This window comes from Pseudomonas sp. B111 (assembly GCF_026428275.1).
In the GTDB taxonomy this organism is placed as follows: domain Bacteria; phylum Pseudomonadota; class Gammaproteobacteria; order Pseudomonadales; family Pseudomonadaceae; genus Pseudomonas; species Pseudomonas aeruginosa.
On sequence record NZ_CP097857.1, the window covers coordinates 1364526 to 1389968 of the forward strand.

Below are 25443 nucleotides of genomic sequence, written 5' to 3' on the forward strand. Positions count from 1 at the left end.
ATGACAGCGAAAAAACTATTTGGCCAACCTGCTCCAGCCAGTCCCATTACTCCTGGCTCACCGCCTCCAGACTTGATCGATCACATTGACGACTGGCTGGAGTATCTCGTGAAGCTGGTCGACATGACGGATGATCCGATCACGCGCAAAAAATACGAGCGCCAAATCAAATACGTTACGCGGTTTCGCTGTGGTGCCAACTGCAACGTTTCTCACAATGTCATCCTGGCCAAGTACTACCTGGAGAAAGCCACTGCCATCGATGAAGCCGCGGGCGGTTACAAGCCATCCGCAGCATCAGGTTCTCGAACTCGCAACAAGGTTACTACTGAGTTCGCTGACGCGGGGCTACACGATTCAATGGCCATTGATGCGCCAACGCCAGTGCAAAAGTGTTATCTGACGGATACCTATGCCTACTCACAGATCCAGAAAGCCCTGGTGTGTGAGGACATCTTCTTCCTCCAGGGCCCGCCCGGTACCGGGAAGACCACGGCAATCGTTGAAATAATTCTTCAAACCCTGCGCAGCAAACCGGAGGCGCGGATTCTCATCACGTCGGAAACGCACGTTGCCGTCGACAACGCGCTTGATCGACTGACCATGCACCTCGACGCCGGCCAGATGAAGAAGGTAATGCGCTACCCACGCTTCTCAGTATCTTCACTGGAAAACCCAGCAGCCACTGAAGTCCAGGCCCTAGACCGAGCCGACACCGCATGGCGGCAGGCGCTAGCTCAGGCCCCGGAGCTCACCGCGCGGCTTTGGCAGAAGCTGGAATGTGGGCGTAAACGGGGTGGAGTTATAGATCTTCCCAGGTGGCAGGTGCGAAACCTGGCTGACCGCCACCAGATCATCGGCGTGACCTGCAATCAGCTGGAGCACTTCATGGACAAGGACAGCGAAATGTTCGACTTGGCCATCGTCGATGAATGCTCAAAGGCGACTATGCCCGAGTGGCTGATGTCGCTCACCGTAGCCCGCAAATGTGTATTGGTGGGAGACCACAAACAGCTCCCGCCAACTTTCTGCCAAGAAGAATCCGAAGCGCTTTCGGAGCTCGACGAAGCCCAAGAGAAGCTGATCCGAGACGGCGTTATCGAGCGGATCTTCGAGAACTTCCCGGAGTGCATGAAGGGGACGCTGCTAAAGCAGTACCGTATGCTGCCAGAAATCGGCATGTTCATCTCGAAACACTTTTATACCAATGGACTTGAGCACAGCCGCACCGTAGGAAACGGCTTGTTCGAGCATTTCGCCTGGCTGACCTACGACTCTAAGAATTACTACGTCCCCCCAGAGCGAGGCAACGAGCGGAAAACTCTAGTTAATCAGCGAGAGATCCAGATCATCATAGATCGCTTGGGCCAGATGCATCAGCAGATTGGCGAAACAAAAGCTGCAGCGTCCAATACCCAAGCGTTCCCTCGCGCAGACATCGATTCAGATGGCGTTATGCTCGACGCCGACGGAGGTTCTACCCATTTACCAGAAAGAGAGAGAAATGACGATTATTTCAACAACGGAAGGTGTTTAAGCGTAGCGGTGATCACGCCCTATCGTGCCCAATGCAAGCAACTTCAACTTGCTCTATCCAAACTCGATTTCAGCGAGCACCTAACTATCGAAGTAGATACCGTGGATGCCTTTCAGGGCAGGCAAGCTGATGTGGTTTTCTTTTCCTTCGTGCGGACTGTCGGGCCCGCTACCTTCTATGCCGATGACCGTCGCATAAACGTGGCTATATCTAGGGCGCGTGATTGCGTCTACTTGGTGGGGAGCATCGACTACATCAAAAGTAAGAGGATACCGGCGTTGACGGCACTTGCACGGAGGCCAGTGCTTTCCAGGCTCGACAAGCTCCCAAATAGCTTACGGCAGCTTTCGTGAGCCCACCCTCAACGGACATGACGGAACCTCATCTGATAGAGGTAGCCCTGGCACAAGTCGACAAGAGCGAGGTGCATAGCACCCAAACCAGGCTTACGAAACCGAGCGCCATCGCCCCGTGGTCACCTGGTGAAGCAAGCGAATTCAGGAAGCGGCTAGCTATAATCTTTCAGTATTCGCGCCCCAGAAGAGAGGTCGTTTCAATACGCTGACAACTGCCGGCTATCGGCCATAAGCGGAACAGCAGAAGCACCTACGAAATTCGGGGCGACTCAGTACCAATAATGATTCTATGAATAGGGATGTTTGATGCTTTTTTATGCTCAGCAGGTTGATAAGAAAGAAGGGACTGCGGGATACAGCGTCATACTTGATACCGCTGAGCTTGCCGACACCCTTGAACTGGCAAGGTTGTTAGGGGCATCTGAGGAAGACTTAGCCTCGGACAACCCTGCCTCCATGCTTCGCTTCGATTATTTGCCCGACAGCTACTTTGGTTGCCGGGAGGGTTCTTGGTACGAGATTCCCGACACATTTTGGGAGGGATGGGTTTATCAGGCCATCGATCCCACCGGACCGAGCAGTGTATTTCTGCGTGGCGAGCTGTCTGTGTCAGAGGGGAAAAAGAACTTCTCACGACACCTAGTTTCGCCAATGTTTATCGAACGAGGCATCGTATCTGCATCGTATTACCCGCTTTCCAGCCCGAGCGAGTTGGCATCGGTTAGTACGACTGCGACGCTTTCGGTGATCGACTGCGGGCACGGTAACTGGAACGAGATTCGCACGGATAGCCTGCGGATCATATACGACGTTGGCGCCAGCCGCCTCTACGACGCAGCACAAGTAGAGCGTCTTGTCGCATCACAGGGCATCGGTACACAAGGAGTTGAGGTCAAAATCTACATCAGCCATTGGGACGTCGATCATTATCAGTCACTTTTGAAATTTACTCACGCAGATATGACTGTGATAACAGAGGTAACAGCTCCTAGTCAGCTACCAGATACTGCGACCTGTAAGCGCATTATGGCTTTGCTCGATGAGCATGAGATATCGGTTCGGCTTTTGCCTCCTGCGCAACGGAATGCTCCGGGACGTACGATTAAACTGATCGAAATCCAACGTGTGGGGCCACTTACCGTATTTCGTGCAACTGCGGGTCGATCTCGCAACCAGAGCGGTATTGTTCTTTGTTATGAAGGCCGTAACAAATTAGCCCTACTGGTCGGCGACCACCATTATGAAAAAATACTGAATGCCATTCAGGGCCGTTTCCAATCAACAAAAGACTGCGTATTTGTTGCACCTCATCACGGGGGTAATGCTGGTTCGATAGACGTCAGTGCCTGGAGAGCATTGTTCTCGTCATTCGAGACGGTAATTTCATGCGGGGATAATGCTTGGGATCACCCATTGGCCGACAACCTGAATGGTTTGAGTGCACTCCAAAATAATATTGCCTCATACCGAACCGACCACGATGGAACTTTGCAATTCAGGCTGTGAGCAGTAAATATATTAAATAGTTGTTTTTCATGGGGGAGGCAAATGTGGAACCGTCGGAGCTCAACGCATTCTTGAGAGACCCCAAGCTTTTGGAGCTGATAGAGCTCAACAAAACTGTCGACAATGTTTTTGAGGTGACGACACTTCTGGAGAACCAAAATTCTGAAGTGCTTGCCTGGTGTATGAACCCCAATGAAGGCCATTCCCAAGGCGATGGGATTATTAAGGACTTCCTAGAAGCGGCCCACGCTGCGAGCGATGGTTGCACCTATGATAACCGCAAGTTTTTTGCAAAGTGGACGCCAGGAAAAATTCGCACCAGTAGCTTTGGCGCGGCATTCGTTACTCGTGAGTTCAGTATCAAAGGCAACGGAGGCACCGGCAATGGTAGGCTTGACCTATTTTTGGTCGACCCAGCAAATCAGATTCTGGTCGCGATTGAAAATAAGGTTAAAGCATCGTTGACGGCACAGCAGCTCGAAAAATATGTGCGCGCCGTCAAGGAGCAAATCAGCAGTCGTAGAGTTTTTGCTGATTACGACCTAGCTTTCGTCGTGCTCGACCAGGATCTTGATGCCTACAAGGAAAAGCAGTTGCTGGAGTTAGGTAAGCGCTGGGCCCTTCTTGACTATCGCTGGCTAGAAGCCTCTGCCAGCAGGGCCAGGTTCCAACTTAGCCGGGGTAATAACTCCGCGCAGTTACTGGTTGCCTATTGCCAAAGCGTGACTCGTTGGCAAAGCCCGATCAGCGAAAAGATTTCGGATCTTGCAGCTGATCTGGTTCTGACTCATCAGGCTGTGATCAGTGCAATGCGCCCTTTGAAATACAAGCCTCTAAATAAATGGACACCCGCTACGCTACAGGGGCACCTGGGCGAGTTGACATTGTTCCTCGCCCAGAATCAACATGTGTGTGAAAAGCTACTTAGCGTGAGGGGCGTAGCCAGCCTAGCGCCCTTGTTGTTCAAAGCTATCCCGACGCTCTCAGCCGAGCGGGTTGATCAGGGCACTCAATGGATCTCAATAACACCGCCAGAAGCCCTGGAGCTAATGCGTGATGAAGTCTGGCCGGTTTATATCACGATCTACCGGGTGGCCAAGGTGTCGAAACCATCGACCCCCAGATACAACGTAAGGCTGGACTGGGATAAAAACGAATTCAATGTAGAAAAGGTCAGTGAAACAAAACTGCGGTTTCACTTGAGTAAAAGCTTCTCCGGGCTGGAGAAATTTGCTTCCTCGCAAATGCGCCGGGTCTTGTTGGCGGAACATGTAACGCCATTACAGGCGATAGAGTCCGCCGCAAGAAACATGAAACTTCTATCTTTCCAAATAGCCAATTGTCCCGCGCCAGATTAAACCGACAAGGAGAAAAAATCAGATCACACTTGGCCAGCGCATGCTTGTCCGAAAGCATATTGAATAGCCATATATTCCCTAGAGCTTTCCATACCTAGTGTAAGTCCGCTTTTGCCGACTGCTACCTATTGTGCCCTTAATTTCGCTTCCATAAAGCGGCCATTCGATCCAAAAAATCTCAGTCACACATCACCGCAATGACATCCCCACCCTGGAGTCTTCAACCATGTCATTGCACTGCCCGAGCTGCGGCTCTCCTCAGGTATCTACGCACCTCACCGCCATGCGGATTGCTGCCTTCATCGGCATGCTGGGCGGTGCACTGCGTGGTGCCGGTACCATCCTGCTCACTGGTCCGGCCATTGCCAGCAGCGGCCTAGCCAAACCTCCCAACGTCAACCTCAATGCCCTGTCGTCGGCCATTCTCAGCGGCCTGGTTGGTGCTGCTGGTGGTTGTGCGATGGGCGCTCAGCTTGGTGAAAAACTTGACCGTCATGTGCTGGCCCACAACCACTGCCTGAGCTGCGGTCACCGCTTCAATCAACCGGTCTGATCCGGCGGCCCTTCTCTTTCATTCATCCCTAAATGCCGGTGCTGCGCCATGCGCAGCGCTTTATGCCGGCTATTGCTCAAAGGAAATTCATCATGGCTCATCAAGTCGAACAAATGGCTTACGTAGGCACCACTCCCTGGCATGGCCTGGGCAACAACCTACCTCGCAAGCAACCTATCGAGGTCTGGCAGCGCGAAGCTGGTATGGACTGGAAAATCATGGAGTCGCCGGTTCATTTCAAATCGGATGCTGTCGGTCACCTGGGCGCAATTCATTCCTTCCCAGAGCAGAAGGTGCTGTATCGCTCGGACACGAAAGCCCCACTGTCAGTAGTTTCCAACCGCTACCACACCGTGCAGCCGCGCGAGGTGCTGGAGTTCTATCGCGATCTGACCGAAGTATCCGGTTATGAGCTGGAAACGGCAGGCGTGCTCAAGGGTGGTCGCAAGTTCTGGGCGCTGGCGCGTACCAGACAGGGCACGTCGATCAAGGGCCACGATCAGGTCAACGGTTATTTGCTGCTAGCGACTTCCTGTGACGGCACCCTGGCCACCACGGCGACACCAACCACCGTGCGCGTGGTGTGCAACAACACTCTGACGGTGGCCCTGGACGGTACCAGCCGTGCGATCAAGGTGCCGCATAACACCCGCTTCGATCCGAAGGTGGTGAAGAAGCAGCTCGGCATCGCCGTCTCGCAATGGGACGACTTCATGTACCGCATGCGCGCGCTGGCTGAGCGCAAGGTGCAGTGGCATGAGGCCTTGGGCTACTTCATGAACGTGCTGTGCGAGGTCAGCCCGACCGGACAATTGCCCGAGCAGTTACCCAACGAACGCGCTTTGCGCCGCGTGCAGGAGCTCTACGAAGGACGCGGGCGTGGTTCGGATCTGGAGTCGGCTCGCGGCACTGCCTGGGGTCTGCTCAACGCGGTGACCGAGTACGTTGACCATGAGCGTCGCGCTCGCAGCACTGAGTACCGCCTCGACTCAGCCTGGTTTGGCCAAGGTGCACAGGTCAAGCAACGTGCGCTGGATGCGGCCCTGCAAATGGTCGCCTGATCTTCCCCTTTTCCATTTCATCCAATCCATGACGCCCGATCAGCTCAGCGCTGATCGGGCGTTTTTATGTCCGCAAGGTGAACACCATGAAAGCAACGTCATTGAATGGCAGCACCAGCAAGAAACGCCCTGCCCTTCGCCTGGTCAGCACCAAGGAGCTGCCGCGCGAGGACTGGCTGCAGATCCGCAAGCAAGGCATCGGCAGTTCAGATGCAGCAGCGGCGGTCGGCCTCAATCCCTACAAATCCCAGCTGGAGCTGTGGCTGGAGAAAACCGGCCGCGACAGCAACCTGCCGAAGACCGACCCGCACGACGAAGAAAGCCCGGCTTACTGGGGCAACGTGCTGGAGCCCATCGTGGCCTGGCATTACAGCAAGCGCACGAAGCACAAGGTACGTCGCATCAACGCCGTACTGCAGCATCCCAATCCGGAGTTGCCCTGGATGCTGGCCAACATTGATCGCGAGGTGATCGGTACAGACGAGGTGCAGATCCTCGAATGCAAGACAGCCGGCATAAACGGGGCACGCCTCTGGAAAGAAGGCGTCCCCGAATATGTACAGCTGCAGGTAATGCACCAGCTCGCCGTCACCGGCAAGCAGGCGGCCGATGTGGCGGTGTTGCTCGGTGGCCAGACACTGGAGATCCACCGTATCGAACGGGACGAGCAGATGATTGCTCGCCTGATCGAGTTGGAGCGCCGTTTCTGGCAGTACGTTGAAACGGACACGCCACCACCTGCCGATGGCAGTGCCTCGGCCGAGCTGGCGCTGCGTTGCCTGTATCCGCAGGACAACGGCCAGGTCGTCGACTTCAGCGGCAATGCCGGTCTGGCGGCTGCCTTCCTGGAGCTGAAGGCTGTACGTCAATCAATCTCCGAGAAGGAGAAACGAGAAGCCGAGCTCAAGCAAATGCTGCAGCAAGCCATGGGTGAATCCACTCGTGCTGAGTTCTCCAGCGGCTACGTGAGCTGGCGCAAAGCCAAAGACAGCACCGTGCTCGATGTCGAGCGCCTGCTCCAGGAAAAGCCCTACCTGCAGGCCCGTTATCCGAAGCTCAAGGAAGGTAGTCGGCGCTTTCTGATCGGCTGATCACCCTCTTCAACTCAATCCCTCCCCTTGGCCAGTCCATGCAGTTCGCGCTGTGTGGCTGGCCTTTTTTGTTTTCAAGGAGCGCCATCATGCTCAAAGGTCTGGCAATTACCCCTCCTGTGCTCGGACGCATCTCCATCGGCAAGGTCGTCGAGAAAAACGGCAAGCGTCTGCCGGAGAAAGACGATCAATTCACCATTACCTCTCAGGTGCAGGGCAAAGACGGCTGGCTACTGCATCCGCTGAATGATGAGCTGCGTCAGGGCAAAGACGACAAGCTGCGCAGCATCCCGGTGCGCTTGTTGTTCAACGAGCCAGAGCTGAACTTCCGCGCCGACTACACCTTGTTTGATCGGCAGAACGGTCGACCGGTGTGTGTCGGCAACGGTGAGACCTGCAAGCGTATCGGTAAGGAAGGCGTTCAATCGCTGCCCTGCCCGTCGCCCGATGCCTGCCCCCTGGCCAAGGGCAATGCCTGCAAGCCCTACGGACGAATGAACGTGGTGATTGGCGATGAGGATGCTCTGGGTAGCTTCGTGTTTCGCACCACGGGCTTCAACAGCATCCGCACGCTGATTGCCCGACTGCAGTACTTCCGGGCCATATCAGGTGATCGTCTGGCGTGCCTGCCGCTGGAGCTGCGTCTACGTGGCAAATCCACCCGGCAGAGCCATGGCACGCCGATCTTTTACGTCGATCTGACGCTGCGCAGCGGCATGAGCGTGGAGCAAGCGTTACTCACTGCGCGTGAGCTGGATGAGGCGCGTTTGGGGGCTGGTTTTGATCAAGCCGCGCTGGATGCCACCGCGCGTGTCGGTCTGGGCAACGGCATCTTCGAGGACGACGGTGAGGACAGCAGCGCCATTGCTGAAGAGTTCTTTCCGAACGGTCAGCCCGCCGCGTCGAAACCCGACAGCACCGTTCACACCCAGTCACTCGCTGAAAAACTCGAAGCCCAATCCCAGCAGCTTGAACCTTCTGCCTAACCACGGGCGGGCCGAATCGGCTCGCCATCCGGAGACACACCATGAAATTTCACAAGCTCAGAGCCGGTGAGGTCGCCGGCAGTTACCTGGTGGACTCGCCCGTTAGCGAAAACGACATCCTGCGCATGGCCCAACAGCTAGCCACTCAGCGACTGAGTAAAGGCCGCGCGCTGACTGATCCACACAAAGTCAGAGAGCATCTACAGGTGTTGCTGCAGGATCTGCCACATGAAGTCTTCGCGGTGTTGCTGCTCGATAGCAAACACCGCGTGATCAGTTTCGAGGAGCTGTTTCGCGGCACCCTCGACGCAGCCAGCGTCTATCCGCGTGAAGTGATCAAAACAGTGCTCGCGCAAAACGCCGCGGCTGTGATCCTGGTGCACAACCATCCTTCCGGCGATCCCTCTCCCAGCCAGGCAGATATACGCCTGACGCAAACACTCAAAAACGCCCTGGCCATGGTCGGCACCACCACGTTGGATCACTTCATCGTGGGGTCAGAAGGCATCGTGTCGCTGGCTGAACAGGGCTTGCTCTAACCACCCTTTACTGCGGGCACCATCACGCCCCGAGGAGCGATCATGTCCACACGCTGCTTGATCTGTGAATCATCCGCAGTGCTGTCCAAGGAATCGGTCGGCACGCTGGTCATGCTAGCCAGCGTAATAGGCGGTTTTATGGCTGCGGCACGACAACAGTCTGACCAGGAGGCTGCGTCACCTGAAGTGAAGTCAATCAACCTAGAACAGGTGCTGGGATTTATGACAGAGGGAATTGAATTAGCCCAGCGGCAATGGGCTGGGAACCAACCCTTTCTGCAAGACACCCGCCGCTATCAGTTCATGCAACACGACTGCATGTGCCTGCGTTGCGGGGCGCTGTTTAACCGTGCATCCGAACCTGAACTCAATCCTGACTCAGGCGTTGGGTGAGACGCTCGATCATCTCCAGCACCAACTGACGATCTGTCGGTGTGAGTTGATTGAGCATCTGGCTGATACGCACGGCCTGGTCTTCAGGCCGGTGGCTAGCTTGGGTCAGCAGATCCGCAGCCTCACAGCCGAATATCTCAGCAAACTGCATCAGGCGCTCGATGTTCGGCATCACGATGCCACGCTCGATACGCGACACCGCTTCACCACCAATCCCCAGCCGCTCGGCGACCTGCTCTTGGGTCAGTTCGCACAGCATGCGCTGCCTGGCAATCGCCAAGCCCACCACTTTGGCCAGGTTCGTTTCTTCAGACTTCGGCATACACCCTCCAGGTCAACCTGAATGGTCGAATGCCATCCTCTTGACATGAAGGGCTTCAAAGGTTGTTATCCAACCCATAGAGTCGACATGCATCCATCTAAGTCGACACTGCAAAACCCTTCATTGCGCAATAAGCGAGACCTTCACCATGACACAACTGACATTCGACGACTTGGCCACCGCCAAGTTGCCTCAACTCATCAGCCGCAAAGAGTCGTTTGAGGTCGTAGGCCTCAGCGGCAAGTTGATCGAGGCCGTTCGCCTGGTCGAAAGCAAGATCGAGGTCACCGGACTGACCTGTCGCGTTTACACCGTAGGACGTGTTGGCCTGGCAGCTGGCAGTTTTGCAGGAGGAGTCACGGGGGCATTCGGATTGCTCTCGGCGACCAGCATTGCTGTGCACAACCTGCTGACCTTCAACCCCGATTACGAGATCGAGAAGTACCCGGTGCATAACCGGATCGTCGTTCGCTACAAGAAAAAGAAGAAGTAACCCGCCCCATACCGAGCGGCCATAAGCTCACCATACGAAGGGAGTTCGATCATGAACCTGACCACAAACCCCAAACTGATTTTCGGTCTTGCTGCCACGCTGATCACTGCCGTCACAGCGAGTAACTTCACCACGGCCCAACAGCGTGAGGTGGACTACGTTGTTGGCGAGAACGTCTTTAGCTGCTCAACCACGAAACACAGAAGCATCGGTAGCTACGACTGCCGCCCTGCAGGCGACCGTACGCCACGGATCAAACGCCTGCCCTTCATCGACACCCAGACCGGCACCAAGACGCTAGAGGAAGTACCCGGCTCGTTGAACGTACTCTGCGACCAATACGGCTGCGCCACGATCTCGAATCAGCCTGGGTTTCCGAAGGGCACGATGGTAGGTAAAGGAGCCAACGGTTACTTCATCATCGAATCGGGTTGGTATCTGGGCTACGACAGCAATGGTCACACCACTGCATACCGTGGAGATGTGGGGCCAGACAGAGGCGACGCACCTTACGAACCGTTGGTGAATATCGCCAAATACGGAACGGATGCCTGTTACGACGACGCCGTCAATGCTATTGAGAGCAGAACTGGCGCACCCTTGGAGGAGTACTACATGATCCGCCAGATTCTCGAGGAATGCGGTCTGCCGACACAGTGACAGACTTCAGTAGCAACGAATGTCCCGCATCTGGCGGCGCGGGACATTCTTTTTTTGGCATTTCTTTATATCCAGCTCGTGCCCAACCCGAAATAAATTGTCACACTCCCTGCAAAGCCAAACAGGGCAAAGGCTAGCGGGCATTCGCGCAAAAAATTGCGCAATTTTTTCTTGCTATTGTCCCGCGCGAAATCTGACTGACGGCCACGCCTTCCAAGCTTAAAGCTCTCCGTAGCCCAGCCCCACGCTCATGCAAGGATCTGCAAAATGAGTGGAAAACCAGCAGCTCGCGTTACTGACCCAACGGCCTGCCCACTGCCAGGCCATGGCACCAACCCCATCGTTGCCGGCTCGCCCAACGTCCTGTTCGATGGTTTGCCTGCAGCCAGGCAAAGCGATGTCTCCGCCTGCGGGAGCCCAATCGCTTCTGCAGTAGCCTCCACTGTATTCATCAATGGCTTACCAGCAGCTACGCTGGGCAGCGTTGGTGCACACGGCAATGTGATCATCGGCGGCTCAGGAACTGTGTTGATCGGCGATGCCTCGGTCATGGCAGCTTTTACGCCACCGGTGCCACTGAACAATACGGCATCCCCATTCTCCGGGCGTTTCCAATTGATCGACCAAGAAACGGGCAAGCCCGCAGCCGGCCGCAAGGTCAAGGTCTGGTCGAGTGGCGGATGGAGCACCATGGAGACCACTGACGCAGATGGCATGACCTCTTGGGTCAAGCACGACGCTTCTGAAAGCCTGCATATCGACCTAGTTCAGGGAGATGGGCAATGAGTGATCAACCCGGCCTGTCACGAGGCGGTATGAGCCCCGCTGGCAAGGTCAATCCCGTCGGTGTGCTGGAGCCCAAGCTCGATCCGCAAGACAAGAATGTGCTGTGCTCAGCAATCTGTTACTGCAGCAGTACACCCAACGTCAGCCAGGACGGCAAAAACCTCAAACAGTCCTGTGTCGCCCAACGCCTCGGTGAGCTCAATGAGGTACTTCAAGGGCGCAGCCCTTACCGGCCGGAAGTCAGCTACGACATGACCAAGAACCCGCCGCAGCCCATTCTAGATAGCCAGACGGGCAGCAGCGCTCATGGCTGGATACCGGGGTGGATAAGCAAGTATTGGAATGATGACCCTGAACATCCGCCCTTCAAACCGGGCAAAGGGATGATTCGCCGACCTGACGTAGTGATCGTAAAAGATCCGAGCAAGCCGCCGACCCAGGACAATATCAAGCAGGTGGTGGAGATGAAGTTCCCACCAGACCAGAAGAATCGCGAGCAATCTGAAGCATATGCAGCTATCGCTGGGGACGAGCGGAAAGTGGTGGAAATGAAATCAACCGACTGCGACTGCAGCCAGGAAAACCAACAATCTAAGGTTCCTGTCGAGCAAATGGGTTGGGCCGCTGCTGCTGCAAGCGCTCTGATGTATATCCTGACGCGTGGCCGCTCGCCACGCCCGCCGCTGCCAGCACCTGCTTACTGATTTCGAGGAAACACCACATGGCACAACCATTCGACCTGGCCGAGGAACTAGCCAAGCAGCCTCACCTCCTAGAGATGCCGGGTAATCTGCTGATGAAAGGTGGCCCGGAGGACTACGTTGGGGCAGTGCTTTGCGTGCGCGGCACGCTCTACTTCAGAGAGGCACACACGCCCTTGGTACGTGAAGCGCTTTGCCAATGCTTCGACGAATTCAAGAAGGTGTCAGAACCGCATCTGACTTGGTTGTGGCGAGAAGAGCCCCCCAAGGGTAAGCCGCTTATCACCTACAAGGACGTGAAGCCGCTGCGGGATATGATGCAAGAGATGGATGAAGATGATCACCTCAGCTTCTCCTACACCAATGGAAAGAAAGCACATGATGCCGGCGCTTGGCTATTCGATATCTACGGCAAGCGTGGATGGCAGGCCAAGATGGGGAACGGCCTGAGCGTTCTAGAGTTCTCGGTTCCACTGCTTTACCAAGAACAAGATCCCCTGATTTTTCAGCAGCTGTTCATGAGCTTCGCCCGTCGGCTGGATCCCGAGCAGGGCTACGCCGGCCTGGCCTTCAACCTTTCACCGACTCGGCGCGATGACAACGAACCCACCGAAGCCTTTATGGCTCAACGCATGCCCGGGCTGGATGTAGGTACCGCAGCACTGCTTGCGAATCGCCCGGCGTTCAAGCAACCCAAGATCAAGTGCATCAGTTGGCTGACCTTGCTCAATCATGAACGCCTGGAGCAAGTGGGCGGCCTGGACGCGCTGCGCGGTCAATTGCCATCGAGTCATTTCGCTTTCTACAAATGTGGCAATGGCTTGGTCATTCAAGCAGGCGCCCACCCCTATCTTGGCGGAGATACAGACGACCCGAGGCCTGCTCCCTATGTGTTGCTGAACCATGCGCTCAAGGGGGTCCGCTACGAAACCGTAGGCTCCTTGCATGGTGGCTCACATGACGGGGAGTTACGGTTGGTGGGCTGGTCGGCAGATCAGTGGCTCAAACGCCTGGACGTGGATGATGGTGATCTCCCTGGCTGGCGAGACAAACTACTCAGCAGTGAGCCCTATCTAGACACCACCAACACCCTCCCTGAGCGCTTGTAGAGCATTCAGGGAGCATACAGCGGAAATCAGCATGCCTTGCCAGGCGCAGAACAACTGGGAATTAACCATAACCAGGCTTTGACTGCTGGAGGGAGTCGAAGACACGTTCGATATTCCTAAAGATATCTACGTCTGCTCGACGCCTCTGCCGTACGAGAAACGGCTAAGCAGAGAGAGAGCAACGCGTCTGACGTCGCTACATTTGGTGGTCATACCGGGCGATTTTCAGCATGTAGCAGACGTAGTCCAGCTTCTCTTCGGTGGGCTCATCATCACGCAGCCAACGCACCTTAATGTCCAGGTACTGCGCCCATTCAATTCCCTTCTTGAAACCCCGTCGGTCATCATTTTTTGCCGCGACCTCGACGTACTGGTTCACCAGCTTGTATTGGTTTTTACCTGCCCGGTACTTGGCATTTTCAAAGGCTGCCTGGAAGTGCGGCATGGCAGCCTCGAACTCCTCTCGACGATAGTGATAGACCCCGCGCAACCAGGGCACCATCCAGCAAAGTTGCTCATCCAGGCCGTAAGCAGCTACCTGAGCGGCATACTCGTCAATTTGATTTAGCTGGGTTGCTGGAGAACTCTTGAGGTCAAAACCTTTAAACAGAAGCTCGGCAAAACCGTGCGGAGGGGAAAATGCTGAGTGCCGCTGAATCAGATCCTGAATGGAGAGCACGGCAAAAGGGCCGTACTGACCTTTAAGCTCTTCAATGCCATCCTCGCCAAGGACGGCTTCTTGAAGCTGCTGGAAAGTACCGGCTGCGCCTCGCAGCCTCGCATAGAAGAAATCCCAGTAGCGATCCCAGCCAGCAAACCAGATAGCCTGGGCCATCTCAGAGGACTCTTCTTGCCGCATCTGCTCCTCCAATACGGCCTTGAACTCGTTGATGTCATCGGCGATCCACAGGGCATAATCACGGAATTGATTGCAGGCATCGGCGAGGTACTGATGACCGTAGGCGGCAGCAATTTCCCTCGTTAGGTAGCTTGAAACCCGGGCAACCATTAATGCCACGAGGATGCTGGCCTGAAGCTCTTTGGGTATCTCTCGCCCGCTTTGCGCCAGCGCGGCGAAGGACTCTTCGAAATTTCTAAACAAGGCAGGTAATGCAGGAAGCCTTGCGCCCCGCGTCCACTTGATGGCGTTGTCGAGATTCTGCTGAAGCATGTTGTTGTCGCTTCGCGGGTTCTTGCCTGGGTAGTGGAACTGCGTCTGCGAGAGATCACAACGCGCATAGACCCAGCGCATGACTTTTTCCAGCGGCATTACTAGGCGGCCATCTTCAGTAACCGTCGGCAGGTACCAGAATGCGTCTTCCGGCACTTCGAGCACCAGGTCTGCAATTCCGTGTTTGAGCAGGCTCTGATTCAGCGAAACGACCAGCAAAGGAATTGCCTTCGTCGAGATGAAGTATCGGAGGGTTTCAGCCTTGCTGAGATAGGTGCCCTCTTCGCGAACCAAGCGGTTGTATGCTTCCAGCAGATCATCGAACGGATCGCCAATAGCACTCATGATCTGAATGCTGGGCAAATACGCTGCCAGGATGCTGCTGAGCGTTTGAATCACCTGCCCGAAATTCGACAGCAGTCCGCCTTCTTCCTCGGCAAGCCTCGCCAATTGCTTTTGAATGACCTTCTTCTGTGTTTCATCAATACCATCGCGACTGGCTTCCTTGCTCGTACGGCGGGAGCCCTTGCGGGGAAGTACGCCGAATGCATCGTAGGCCAGCTTGGCCAGCTCGCCCTGGGTGGCAAAGCAAGTATCTCTACTCATCTGAAATCCTTGATACCCCCGGCCAGTGCTGACCGGGGGAGCGCGATCCTAGCGCTGATTGGGGTTGAGTTGTTTACCGCGATTGCCATGAACGTGGGCATTGGTCGGGTTGGTACCCGACGTACCGCGATTATTGTTCAGTGCATCCGAACGATGGTTGTGCTGCTGACGCTGCTGGCTGGTAGTGCTGGGTTGCTTGGACATAATCGTCTCCTGCTGGGTGGTTAGGAAGTCGCATCCTAGCCACCCGGCTTGATGCAGTATCTGGGCTTTTTGGAGACGAACTTTTGGGTGTTCTGCCGCCACCCAGCTATGCCAAGCTATTAACTGCAGAGCCCTAACAGATGCCGCGCCACAGCTCATCCGACTCGACCACGGCGACAAATCGCCCAGCACTAAACCCGTCAGGAAACAACGACCCCCGACTCTCCTCGCCACGCTGATCTATGGGCCCCAGGAGCCGCTTCTCATCACGCAGAACGACTTCCAGTGCCTCTCGGGATACCACCCTAAATCCTTCGACTGACTGACCATCGAGCTCAATTGAGGTATCGACGATCCAGGCGCGCATTTCCGCTCTAGGCTTTTGACCGTGATAGCCCAACCTAGCGCGCAACTCTTGATCAGCAACTAGCGCACTTCGAACAGCAGTCTGTTTGCGACGTAACTGCCAGGCCGCCTTGCGCAACGTGTTGGTGCGATGCAACCAGACCTCATGCTTGGTCGAACGGATATAGCCTGACTTGACCTCAAGCAGCAGTAGCACTCCATCCTGGTGGCAGATCAGATCCACCTCGCCGGCATCATCATCGTCTGTCACAGTCGGCCGATACCCCACCTCAACGGCAAAGCCTCGTTGCCGAAGACTCTCGGCCAATGCGAGTTCTACGCGTTGGGTTTCAGTCTGCATGTCGGCCCGACGGGCGTTTACCCGCCGAAGGTTATTGATGGCCGCCGTCAGGTTGTTCTGCTGCGCGCCAACCCAAGGGAACTGAAAGCTATAGCGTCCGATTTTGTAGAAGGGCTGCTCATTCAGCCTCGGCGCTGGCATCCCCGGCTGCAGTTTCAATTGCTGAGATAGCGCTTTGAAGTCGCTGGTCCAGAACGCGAGGATTGCCTTGGCCGAGCTGGCGCAGCCTTTCGGGTGTTCTTCACAGACAGTCCAGCCAGTGATCCTGCGGATCTTTTCTGGCTCTTCGGACCAGGTCATCGGGAACCGGTTTTCACCGGTAAGCATGCCATTCATGGCTAAGCGCCCCAGTGCCTGAGCAAGCACACCCGATTCGCGCAAGTGACGCTGGAATGGCTGGATAAACTCTTTCTGAAAGAAAACCGAGCTCAGCTCGCTCGCCAGCAGCAAGTGGTGAAGCTGAACCTGGGAGCCATCACTGAGCGAGAGCCGGTCACCCAAGCCGTAGATTTGCTGCAGCTGTAGCTTGCTGCGAACCGCCTTGATAAAGGCCAACTGGTTCAGCTCATGATTCTCAGGTGAACCGATGATTTGTTCAGCCATGCCGGAGAGAGCGAAGGCATGCACGGCGCGATTCATCCAGTAGTGCCAAAGCAAATCACTCTTACGCCCGGTACGCCGCCACCGCTCTGTTCCCGCCTCCGACTGGTTGTAGATAACCGGCTCACCGCGTTTTAGCTGGTAACGGCATTCAGGATCAAAGCAGAACCAGTCGATGGAGCCTTCGTAGTCGATCCGCTCTTGAGTGGCCCCAATCAGAATGGCCAGAGATTCGAGATTTTGACGACATCTCACCACATCAGAATTGCTGGATCCGGGAAAGATAATCGGTGACAGGTGCCGTTTCAGCGATTGCCCAAGCCGTGACTCGCTAAGGCGGAAATCCTCTTCTGAGCAAGCGCGAAGCTTGTTCAAAATAATGCGGTTGTAGACCTTCCACTGCTGACCGGATGGATCATCGGAACCGTCTTCGGCAAATGCCTGGTAGGCCAGCACACTTAGGTAGGAAAACAGCTCCAGCAGCGTTAAATGCTCAAGCTGTTTTTCGGCACTGGCAATCAGTTCATCAAAGGGCTTGAGCTGATCAAGCAATCGATCACAGACACCGAAGAAGACTTGCCAGTCATCCCCTGTGAGCGCCGCACGCAGGGCAAGCCAGAGAGGCGACTCGATACGCTCAAACAGCTTCGAGTAGCGAATGGCCCATCTGAGGGTTTCAGGGTTATGGCTAGCCAGGTGCAACAGCCGCTCGACACTGACTGCATTGTCGAAAAACAGCACTCGGCTGAGGGCAAGGCTGGCAAGCTCGGATTGGGCAACCGCATCCATATCAAGCCAGAACGATGCGGTCGCCAGACCTTGCGCACGATCAATGGCTGATAGATTCTTACCTGCAGGCCGCTGATCCAAGAAATGATGCAGGCTTTCATCAAGAGCCTGCCCCTTGCTAAGGTCAGGCTGGCTCTTCTCATAAACCAACTGGTAATGCTGCCGACAACGCTCCCGTTTCTCAGACATCCCTAAGCACTCACACCAGTCAATGATTCCTGGTCGGAGCCTAAACCATCAGTCGATCTGTACTCCATACACTGCGTGAGTCCAGAAACATCGACTTCATCTGCGATGAACCTGCACTTCTGATCCAAACTGCCTGAGTAACTGGGTTCACCGGGAGATAGACCGACTAGCAAACCCGAAAACCGGTTTTTGCTTGCCCCTTGCGCAAGCACTTCGCCCCCTTCGGACGCAGGCTCAATCGCTGAAACCGCTAGCTCATCGCTTGAAGGACATTGTCACGAGCCTGCTCGTCGCGCCGGTGAATCATCCCGATACCGCATTCATCACCGTACTGGGCTTTGTCATGATTGCAGTTGTGGTAGCTCCCTGTGCAACGGGTGATCTGCTCCCACAGAGCACCAATCTGCTGCGCCTTGTAGATGTCGCCTCGCACCATAGCGCCATTGAAGAAGAAGGCAGCATGGATGTGGTAACCGCGACGCTCCCCCCTGCTCAACACGGCAGATATAGCCAGTCTCATGCTCGAAGATCGAATTGCGCTCACATGGACGAGGATCCACGAGCCGGCCGAGGTTGCCTCATCTAGCCTCGACTGGTACCGAATCCACGTTGACGGTCGCCGTAAGATTTCGTCGCAGCCTTGCACAGGTAGCTGACCCGGTGGAGCAACTCTGGTAGCGCATCATGATCACCAGTACGGATGTATCGGTCTATCCGATACTCAGCCCGCTCAGGAATGTGCACCAGCCCCCATACCTGCTCAACTGGAAGCCTCAAAGCGCTAGCCCAGGCCTCTTCCATACGACGAACATTATTGGTTCTGCTTGAAACTAACCGTCCTACGCCGTAGTAGGCATCCCTGTTTAGCAGGACTAGCAAGTGATAATGCGGTCGTCTGTTTCGTCCAACCTCACGAGCCCAAACGTAACGAACTCGCGAGTCCCGTGCACACGGGTTCCTACCCTGTGCCCGGCTACGATCATGCCTGATCTTGGCCTTGAAGGACTCGATGAAACGACTGATAACTACATTCGTGTAAGCGTCATCAGGAAGCTCAGCATCCTGCGGAAAGCGCAGGTCTACCCTGAAGGCCAAGACCCTCGGGTAGTGATCCACTGCCCGCTCGATAGTTCGCTTGGTGGCTACAAGATATTCAAGAATAAATGGTCCTTTCTCGGACATGATTGGCATGCCCTCGAAGGTGTTCTCCCAGTACAGATGAAGATTCGGATTATCTGAATGACGGGTCACGGGTACTACTCCTCAAAGAGTTTCATACCCTGTGGTGCTTATATTTTTTTTTACTGCTCGGTAGTTAATAGCAACAGCGCACTGACCTGCGATAGGGCCTGCTATACCTTGCGATTCAGGAAGTAGATGTTCTATAAGGCATATTACTCACGCCAAAACCTTCCACCTCTGAAATATCTAAGAGCTTGGCTTGCCGCAACCTATAAAGGCCTGAGACCAAGCGACCGACAGTTACTCTGGAATTAAAATAAGGCTAGTCATACCGTTTGGCAATATTAAATCCCAAATCCTAGCTGTAACTGAATGCCCTGATTGCAGCCCCCAATTATTGACCAAGCCAAGCTGGTTGTGCTTCAAAACCATCCACTCTTCTTATATTTACATGATGCTGAACGCGGATACGTTGCGAGGCTTGCGTGCAGCGGCTAGTACCTCGTGAGCCGTTTAAGCCATATCGCGCTCATCAATCCTCGACCTAATCCAAGCCACTACCTCGCTCTCAATCCAGCCAACACTTCGTTCAGTCAGTGGCACAGGCCGCGGAAACGCGCTTGATCCAATCAGCTTATAGATTGTTGACCTGGCCAGACCGGTAGAGCTGATTACCTCTTTCAAACGCATGACTCTCAAAACATCTCTCCTCTGCTGACTGTGCCGCCTAGGCACAAACAAAGGATTCTCTCCGATCCGACACCCAGCCGCGAATGCGGCTAAGGCTCCTACAACCCCAACCTTGACAATGTCATATTTTTATATGAAATTACTGACATTGTCAGAAACGGTGACACCGGAGGCTGGACGATGAGCGACGGACCACACAGAAGCTTGCCGATGCGAAAGCCTTGGAAAGATCTGGCCATGCGCGGCGACAAGGCCGCCTACAGCGCCAGTGAAGTAGCAGAGGCCGCAACCAACGCCCTCGCCAGCGATTTCAAGATGGAGGTTTCCTGGGAACTGACCCAAGAGCTGAAATCCATTTTTTCCGGTCGTGACAATTCCCTCATGCTCCCTGAAATTGCGCTTGCCCAGCTAAATGAAACAAACGCTCTTGCTGCTGGATCAGTGTTTGGCAGAAATGTCGTAGCGTGCAGCATTGAGCTCATCCATGAAGGCAAATTCGGTTCAGATGCGTTTCATGAAGCTGTAGGCCTTGCTGCCAAAATGCGCGGACTAGCAACCGTGCGCTCTGTTGAAGAGCACTACCTGAGAGAGTCCAACCACAGGCGAGCGGACCATGTGAGCACGCGTATCTCCGACGCAATCTGCGGACTCTCAGAAAACCAACTGGGCTTGATTCTGTTGGGCCCAGCACCGGTCTCTCAGCGCTCAAGAAAAATGACCGGCTTGGACGCAGGAGTATCGCTTTGAAAAAATTCTCACCGCTGAAGGAGATGGCTGTTGATGTGGTCGAATCCGGCGTACGCCCACGAAAAGGCATGCTGCCCTGCCATCTCGGACAGAACATCAATTTCGATCTAGAAGCTCTCGCATCCTTCTCCTCGCAAAAATGGCAACCCAGGGTCTATGACGCCCTAGTCGTGGCCGCTGCCGTTGAGTTTTGTGATCGCACTCTTACCCGCAGCACAATGAACTGGGGGCGGCGTTTTGTTGTACGCATTCCAGTTCATGACCACGAAAAATGGTCAGAAAATGCAGTTACCGGAGCACTAGTGGAGGCACTGAACCTTCTTACCGGAGATGCCTGGCATTTCGAGTTTCACGCTCGAAAAGCTCCCGCAGAACCACCAGTTCAAGACCACATGCAGTTCCCATCCAACGCGGAAGCGGTCATTGCCTATAGCGATGGAATGGACTCCCGTGCGGTAGCCGAGCTGGAAAGCAAGCGCTTAGGAAAACGCTTGGTTCGCGTGAGAGTAGGCAGCAAGCAGCACGATATCTCCAGGAAGGAACGTCTCAAAATCCCGTTCACGGCACTCCCCTATTCAGTGAAGCTTGATGACCGCAAAAATACTGAAACTAGCGCCCGAAGCCGCGGATTCAAATTTGCTGTCGTATCTGCAATGGCGGCATACCTAGTTGATGCACCAGCAACCATCGTTCCTGAAAGCGGCCAAGGCGCACTCGCACCGGCCCTCCTTCCAGTTGGTCATGGATACGAGGACTACCGAAACCATCCGGTCTTCACCAAGCTGATGGAGCGATTTGTTAACGCGCTACTCGACTATCCGATCCAATTCCAATTCCCCCGTCTATGGAAAACGAAAGGCGAAACCCTGCGCGAGTTTGTCGAAACCTGCGGTGATGGAGCTGGCTGGGCAACTACCAGATCTTGTTGGCAGCAGTCGCGACAAACCGCCGTTCTAGGCTCACGGCGACAATGTGGCATTTGTGCTGCGTGCATCCTCCGTCGCCTAAGCGTACATGCCGCTGGCTTGAATGAAGCGCCGGAGACCTACGTGTGGGAATCGTTGAGTGCAACGGACTTTGAAGCTGGAGCAGCAAAAGACTTCAGCAGACAAACTCAAGCCTTGCGAGAATATGCCATCGCAGGGGTGCTCCATTTCGAGCACCTTTCTTCTATTAGGGAATCCACGCAGTACGAACTGATCAAACGCCTCAGGACGAACGAGCTAGCTCGTGCTTTGGCTGAAACGCCACAAACGGTGGCGGAGAATTTTGACCGGCTCTTGCAACAACATGCCATGGAATGGTCAGCGTTTACGAACGACCTGGGACCAGAGTCGTTTGTGAGAAAATGGATAGATTACGCATCATGACCAAACCAAATTACGATCTCAGCCCAGTAGAGCTGGGTGAACGACTGAAGGTTGCGCGGGAAACCGCGAACATCACCCAAGATGCTGCCGCTAAAGCAATAGGCGTAGCACGCACCACGCTTGTGGCCATTGAGAAAGGGCAACGTACTGCGCGGCTCGATGAAATCCAGGCACTCAGCCGCTGCTATGGCGTATCTGCCAACTCGCTGCTGCGACAGGAAGCCGTTCACGTGGATCTTGTTCCACGCTTCCGCTCGCTTCCAGATACCAATGAGGTAGGTGTCGAGCAAGCTGCGCGGATGCTGAACGATCTCGTCAGAGCTGAGGTTGAGCTTGAAAATGTGCTCGGTATTCAGAGAGCACACAACTACCCTGCAGAGAAAACTATCCTTCCTGGTGATGTCCGTAAGCAGGCGGAGCACGATGCACAAAGCCTGCGAAACTGGCTGGGACTTGGCGAAGGACCAATTCAGGACATCTTTGCGCTTTTGGAGCTACAGCTAGGCGTGCGAGTCTATAGCCGAAAACTCGCTCCAAAAGTCTCTGGGCTGTTTGCTTATGACGACTCCGTTGGTGCTTGCATACTAATCAATGCCAGTCACCGAAAAGATCGTCGAGCCCAAACCAGCGCTCATGAGCTTGGTCACTTTATTGCGACTCGGCGCCGGCCAGAGATCTATCAAGACGAAAAATATGAAAACTCCCGCGAGGAGCGATACGCGAATGCTTTCGCGAGTGCATTTCTTACGCCAGCCCGGGCCGTCATGGAGAAATTCAAGGAGCTAACCATTGGCTCAACTCATCTCACTCGCAGACACATCATCCTGCTTTCCAGCTTTTTTGGCGTATCTCGCCAAGCGATGGTGATGCGCCTTGAAGAGCTGAGTCTGACTAAAAAGGGAACCTGGGACTGGTTCATGGATAATGGCGGCATTACCGATGAGCAAGCCCGCCAGGTTCTGGGAGATACTGTATTTGACTCAATCCCTGCTGATGTTACGCAATCGTCACGGCTCTTCTTGCTGGCGATCGAAGCATGGAAGAAAGATCTAATCAGCGAAGGCCAGATGTCGGAGATGCTGAAGCTTGATCGCGAGAGAGTACGTGAATTGCTTGATGAGGCAGAAGAGGACGAGGTAGATGACCTTTTCAAGCTGTCTCATTAACCAGAGGAACGCCATCGTCCTGGATGCTAGCGTAATCATAAATTTGCTGGCGACGGATCATGCGAACACTATCTTGCAAGCATTAGCTGTCCCTCTCTATGTATCTGACAACGTCGTGCGCGAGATTGAGCAAGGCGCAGTAAATGGGCGTCCAGAAACGGCGTTACTGGCTGAACTGATCAGCAACAAAGTCTTGGTAGTCAAGGAGCTAACGGGGTTCTCCCTGGAGGATTTCTTTGGGATGGTGTCCGGACATACCTCAAGCTCACTTGGCGACGGTGAAGCGGCAACTTTAGCTCTCGCACATAGAAATGGATTCTCTGCCGCCATTGACGAAAAGAAAGCTACCCGGATCGCCGCGGAACGCTTTGAAATGCTGAAGCTCGTCACAACTGTAGATATCCTAGCGTCCCCCCCTGTGCAGGCCGTTCTGGGAAATGAAGTGCTCGCCACCGCGACGTTGTATGCTCTTCAGCGCACAAGAATGCAAGTTAGAGAACACCAATTTGACTGGATAGCTCAGCTGATTGGGAGACAAAACGTGGACGCATGCCAAAGCCTGAAACGACATGTAAGACGAAGGATGTCAGTCCTTACGGCCGCCAATAGTTGCGAGTGAGGATCGCGCGACGCCTGGTCACGCCCAACTCATCTTCTTTCCAATTCCATTAACTTCCAGGCTGGCTTATAGACTTTTCCTGTAAGTTTAACTGGATAGTGTACTCAAGCAGCTTGAGTGTGCCCCCATCAAAAATCGAATATTATTCTGCGGATGTTGCCAGTTTCACCAGAGGCACACTGGCACAAGGGATCATTGCTCCGCCGTCCACAGCCGCTACAGGGGGTGTAGTAGAGATTCTCCCGTACCTGCAATGGCGTGAGTTCATCCCGAGTGTAGGGTGTCATCTTCTGCACTTCATACAGATATTCGCCGGGTACTAGAGACTTGTCCTCACGCAGAGCCAGATTCGACCGAAGCAACAGCGCGCCCCTTGGCTCGCAGAACCTCCGGCCTTCAGGCTTTTTTAGTGCTGAATCCCCCTGATGCCCAATACCCCCCAGCCCTCCAAGACTCAGTCCAAACTCTAGGTTATGGATTTCGGTTGCATCCTGATCATTAGCAACAGTCGAGCGCACCTCGACCTGCAGAATCAGGTTCTCATCCACCCGCATATCCAGCTCAACACGCTCGAATAAACGACCGCTCCGCTCATCCACCTTTACGCTGAGACTGGCCAGATTGTTGCGCGGATCACTGGCCTGTACATGCCTGCCATGCCGGCGGGCAGGTACTTCCAACTGGATCTTCGCCACGCCATCACGAGGATCGGTGCAGTAAAGATTGAGTCTTTCGGATTGCTGTATCGCACCTTCGTGGGGCATCACTGAGCCTGCCTTGATCGCAACATGGCGAGTATCGCGCGCCAGTGCCAGCTCAACGTTCTTGGCCAGCAGCAGATCAGCCCGATCATGGGCAATCCAGGCGGCGCCCTTGGAAATGATCAGTTGCCCCTCTTCCGATACACACAGCCGCTGCGGCCCAAACATTTCCAGCAGACGAGTCTTGATCAGCGGCATGTTTACCATCCCACCAGTGGCCAGACACAGACTGATATCTGAGACCTCGAATCCAACCGCTCCCAACAAGCTGCTGATCATTTCTAGCCCCTCGGCCAGCTTGCCGCTGACGATCTCCTCCAGCACCTCGCGAGACAACTGATAGACAAGGTCGGGATCGAGGCCTACCTGGTTGGTACGGAAGTAATCAGGCACGTAAATCTGTGCCTGGCTCAGGCTAGACAGATCGATCTTGGCCCTCTCTGCACGCGCCAGCAGCTTTTTCTGGGCATCCGCCGCAACATCTACACCTTCAAGAGCCGCATGCTGGGCACAGTGACGGCGCACCACCTCATGCATAATCGACTCATCGATCACATCACCGCCCAAGTGACTGCAGCCATGGTTGATAATCTGCACTAAATAGCCATCGACCAGTTGGCACAGGGTCAGGTCGAGCGTACCGCCTCCCCAGTCGAACACCAGCATGTACTGGCGATCCAGGCGACGGATCTCGCTGGCAAAGTCGGGCAGACCGCGCAGATGTCCGTATAGCGCCGCCAGTGGTTCATGGACAAACTGATCGATGGTTACACCCGCCAGGCGAAACGCTTCGCGCAAGTCACGGCGGCGTTCACCACTCATGTCGACCGGGATAGTCACCACGGCGCGACTGTAATCCCCCGACCGCTCATCCCGTGCATGTCCAGTCACATAGCGGACGATGTCGGCCACCATCTGTCGCGGGCTACGGCTCACGCCATCCACATGCACCGAATGCTTTCCGAGCAGGGTTTTCGGTGAGCGCACCACATTGCCAATCACCCCTAGCCCGGAGCTGGACAGCCGACCCTTGGCTTCGTGCCCGACGACCACTTCGTCGCCGTCATAGCACACCACCGATGGATGAGGTGAACCACCATTGTCCTCATCCACGTATGCAATGCAGCGGTCACCCTCGACCACAGAGATCAGGCTGTTAGTCGTGCCAAAATCAAATCCGTAGATGGCCATG

26 protein-coding genes are annotated in these 25443 nt (G+C 54.9%); 19 read left to right on the forward strand and 7 right to left on the reverse strand.

Annotated features, from left to right (window positions below):
- The 9 genes from M6E97_RS06260 to M6E97_RS06300 all read left to right on the forward strand — a co-directional run bounded on the left by M6E97_RS06260 (position 1) and on the right by M6E97_RS06300 (position 9380).
- Positions 1 to 1890 carry a DEAD/DEAH box helicase gene (locus tag M6E97_RS06260; protein ID WP_049310742.1) on the forward strand — a complete coding sequence of 630 codons (1890 nt, stop codon included), beginning with the start codon at positions 1 to 3 and terminating at the stop codon, positions 1888 to 1890.
- 309 nt (positions 1891 to 2199) lie between these two features.
- Positions 2200 to 3399 (forward strand): hypothetical protein, encoded by a 1200-nt coding sequence (locus M6E97_RS06265; protein WP_124123421.1) that lies wholly within the window; start codon positions 2200 to 2202, stop codon positions 3397 to 3399.
- A gap of 44 nt (positions 3400 to 3443) precedes the next feature.
- Positions 3444 to 4757, forward strand: coding sequence for a PD-(D/E)XK nuclease family protein (locus M6E97_RS06270; RefSeq protein ID WP_033988842.1), 1314 nt, complete (start codon positions 3444 to 3446; stop codon positions 4755 to 4757).
- Between the two features lie 226 nt (positions 4758 to 4983).
- Entirely contained in the window at positions 4984 to 5310 is a 327-nt protein-coding gene (locus M6E97_RS06275; protein WP_071534400.1) for a hypothetical protein, read from the forward strand.
- Positions 5311 to 5402: 92 nt separating this feature from the next.
- Positions 5403 to 6371, forward strand: a complete 969-nt coding sequence (locus M6E97_RS06280) for a DUF932 domain-containing protein (RefSeq protein ID WP_033988844.1) — start codon at positions 5403 to 5405, stop codon at positions 6369 to 6371.
- Between the two features lie 86 nt (positions 6372 to 6457).
- Positions 6458 to 7462, forward strand: a complete 1005-nt coding sequence (locus M6E97_RS06285) for a YqaJ viral recombinase family protein (protein WP_033988845.1) — start codon at positions 6458 to 6460, stop codon at positions 7460 to 7462.
- An 89-nt stretch (positions 7463 to 7551) separates the two neighbouring features.
- Positions 7552 to 8448 (forward strand): hypothetical protein, encoded by an 897-nt coding sequence (locus M6E97_RS06290; RefSeq protein ID WP_033988847.1) that lies wholly within the window; start codon positions 7552 to 7554, stop codon positions 8446 to 8448.
- A 41-nt stretch (positions 8449 to 8489) separates the two neighbouring features.
- Positions 8490 to 8987 (forward strand): RadC family protein, encoded by a 498-nt coding sequence (gene radC, locus M6E97_RS06295; protein WP_033988849.1) that lies wholly within the window; start codon positions 8490 to 8492, stop codon positions 8985 to 8987.
- A 42-nt stretch (positions 8988 to 9029) separates the two neighbouring features.
- Positions 9030 to 9380 (forward strand): hypothetical protein, encoded by a 351-nt coding sequence (locus M6E97_RS06300; protein ID WP_071534401.1) that lies wholly within the window; start codon positions 9030 to 9032, stop codon positions 9378 to 9380.
- Here the strand turns inward: M6E97_RS06300 and M6E97_RS06305 are convergent.
- Positions 9355 to 9702, reverse strand: a complete 348-nt coding sequence (locus tag M6E97_RS06305) for a helix-turn-helix domain-containing protein (RefSeq protein ID WP_033988851.1) — start codon at positions 9700 to 9702, stop codon at positions 9355 to 9357. The genes M6E97_RS06300 and M6E97_RS06305 overlap by 26 nt on opposite strands.
- A gap of 148 nt (positions 9703 to 9850) precedes the next feature.
- Here M6E97_RS06305 and M6E97_RS06310 point away from each other — a divergent pair, with 148 nt between their 5' ends.
- The 5 genes from M6E97_RS06310 (at position 9851) to M6E97_RS06330 (ending at position 13451) form a co-directional block, all read left to right on the forward strand.
- Positions 9851 to 10195 carry a hypothetical protein gene (locus M6E97_RS06310; RefSeq protein WP_033939301.1) on the forward strand — a complete coding sequence of 115 codons (345 nt, stop codon included), beginning with the start codon at positions 9851 to 9853 and terminating at the stop codon, positions 10193 to 10195.
- Between the two features lie 51 nt (positions 10196 to 10246).
- Complete coding sequence (locus tag M6E97_RS06315; RefSeq protein ID WP_049310740.1) at positions 10247 to 10855, forward strand: hypothetical protein; 609 nt, start codon at positions 10247 to 10249, stop codon at positions 10853 to 10855.
- A gap of 267 nt (positions 10856 to 11122) precedes the next feature.
- The gene (locus tag M6E97_RS06320; protein WP_033988853.1) at positions 11123 to 11641 is read left to right on the forward strand and encodes a PAAR domain-containing protein; all 519 of its coding nucleotides are present in this window, start codon (positions 11123 to 11125) and stop codon (positions 11639 to 11641) included.
- On the forward strand, positions 11638 to 12345 hold the full coding sequence (locus tag M6E97_RS06325; RefSeq protein ID WP_033988855.1) for a VRR-NUC domain-containing protein: 708 nt from the start codon (positions 11638 to 11640) through the stop codon (positions 12343 to 12345). Before M6E97_RS06320 ends, M6E97_RS06325 begins: the two co-directional genes overlap by 4 nt.
- A gap of 17 nt (positions 12346 to 12362) precedes the next feature.
- The gene (locus M6E97_RS06330) at positions 12363 to 13451 is read left to right on the forward strand and encodes a DUF3396 domain-containing protein (protein ID WP_033988857.1); all 1089 of its coding nucleotides are present in this window, start codon (positions 12363 to 12365) and stop codon (positions 13449 to 13451) included.
- A gap of 196 nt (positions 13452 to 13647) precedes the next feature.
- On the opposite strand, the gene M6E97_RS06335 is transcribed toward M6E97_RS06330, so the two are convergent.
- From M6E97_RS06335 to M6E97_RS06355, 4 genes are all read right to left on the reverse strand, one after another.
- Complete coding sequence (locus M6E97_RS06335) at positions 13648 to 15228, reverse strand: hypothetical protein (protein WP_033988859.1); 1581 nt, start codon at positions 15226 to 15228, stop codon at positions 13648 to 13650.
- A gap of 48 nt (positions 15229 to 15276) precedes the next feature.
- Positions 15277 to 15432 carry a hypothetical protein gene (locus M6E97_RS06340; protein ID WP_086239748.1) on the reverse strand — a complete coding sequence of 52 codons (156 nt, stop codon included), beginning with the start codon at positions 15430 to 15432 and terminating at the stop codon, positions 15277 to 15279.
- 133 nt (positions 15433 to 15565) lie between these two features.
- Entirely contained in the window at positions 15566 to 17716 is a 2151-nt protein-coding gene (locus M6E97_RS06345) for a hypothetical protein (RefSeq protein WP_033988861.1), read from the reverse strand.
- A 582-nt stretch (positions 17717 to 18298) separates the two neighbouring features.
- Entirely contained in the window at positions 18299 to 18811 is a 513-nt protein-coding gene (locus tag M6E97_RS06355) for an inovirus Gp2 family protein (RefSeq protein ID WP_306283416.1), read from the reverse strand.
- Here M6E97_RS06355 and M6E97_RS31115 point away from each other — a divergent pair.
- On the forward strand, positions 18698 to 18955 hold the full coding sequence (locus tag M6E97_RS31115; RefSeq protein WP_256927406.1) for a hypothetical protein: 258 nt from the start codon (positions 18698 to 18700) through the stop codon (positions 18953 to 18955). The two genes, M6E97_RS06355 and M6E97_RS31115, sit on opposite strands and share 114 nt — an antisense overlap.
- 456 nt (positions 18956 to 19411) lie before the next feature.
- Here M6E97_RS31115 and M6E97_RS06360 read toward each other — a convergent pair whose 3' ends face one another.
- Positions 19412 to 19597, reverse strand: coding sequence for an AlpA family phage regulatory protein (locus M6E97_RS06360; RefSeq protein WP_033988864.1), 186 nt, complete (start codon positions 19595 to 19597; stop codon positions 19412 to 19414).
- Positions 19598 to 19768: 171 nt separating this feature from the next.
- On the opposite strand from M6E97_RS06360, the gene M6E97_RS06365 reads away from it, so the two are divergent.
- The 4 genes from M6E97_RS06365 to M6E97_RS06380 are packed head-to-tail and all read left to right on the forward strand — an operon-like array spanning position 19769 to position 23490.
- Positions 19769 to 20335: a hypothetical protein gene (locus tag M6E97_RS06365; RefSeq protein ID WP_223724252.1), complete on the forward strand. Its 567-nt coding sequence runs from the start codon at positions 19769 to 19771 to the stop codon at positions 20333 to 20335.
- Complete coding sequence (locus tag M6E97_RS06370) at positions 20332 to 21705, forward strand: 7-cyano-7-deazaguanine synthase (protein ID WP_223724251.1); 1374 nt, start codon at positions 20332 to 20334, stop codon at positions 21703 to 21705. The genes M6E97_RS06365 and M6E97_RS06370 overlap by 4 nt, the downstream gene beginning before the upstream one ends.
- On the forward strand, positions 21702 to 22871 hold the full coding sequence (locus M6E97_RS06375) for an XRE family transcriptional regulator (RefSeq protein WP_033988866.1): 1170 nt from the start codon (positions 21702 to 21704) through the stop codon (positions 22869 to 22871). The genes M6E97_RS06370 and M6E97_RS06375 overlap by 4 nt, the downstream gene beginning before the upstream one ends.
- Positions 22846 to 23490 (forward strand): hypothetical protein, encoded by a 645-nt coding sequence (locus M6E97_RS06380; RefSeq protein WP_071534404.1) that lies wholly within the window; start codon positions 22846 to 22848, stop codon positions 23488 to 23490. The genes M6E97_RS06375 and M6E97_RS06380 overlap by 26 nt, the downstream gene beginning before the upstream one ends.
- Before the next feature lie 128 nt (positions 23491 to 23618).
- Here the strand turns inward: M6E97_RS06380 and M6E97_RS06385 are convergent, their stop codons facing one another.
- Positions 23619 to 25442, reverse strand: a complete 1824-nt coding sequence (locus M6E97_RS06385) for an Hsp70 family protein (RefSeq protein ID WP_033988868.1) — start codon at positions 25440 to 25442, stop codon at positions 23619 to 23621.
- Position 25443 lies beyond the last annotated feature (1 nt).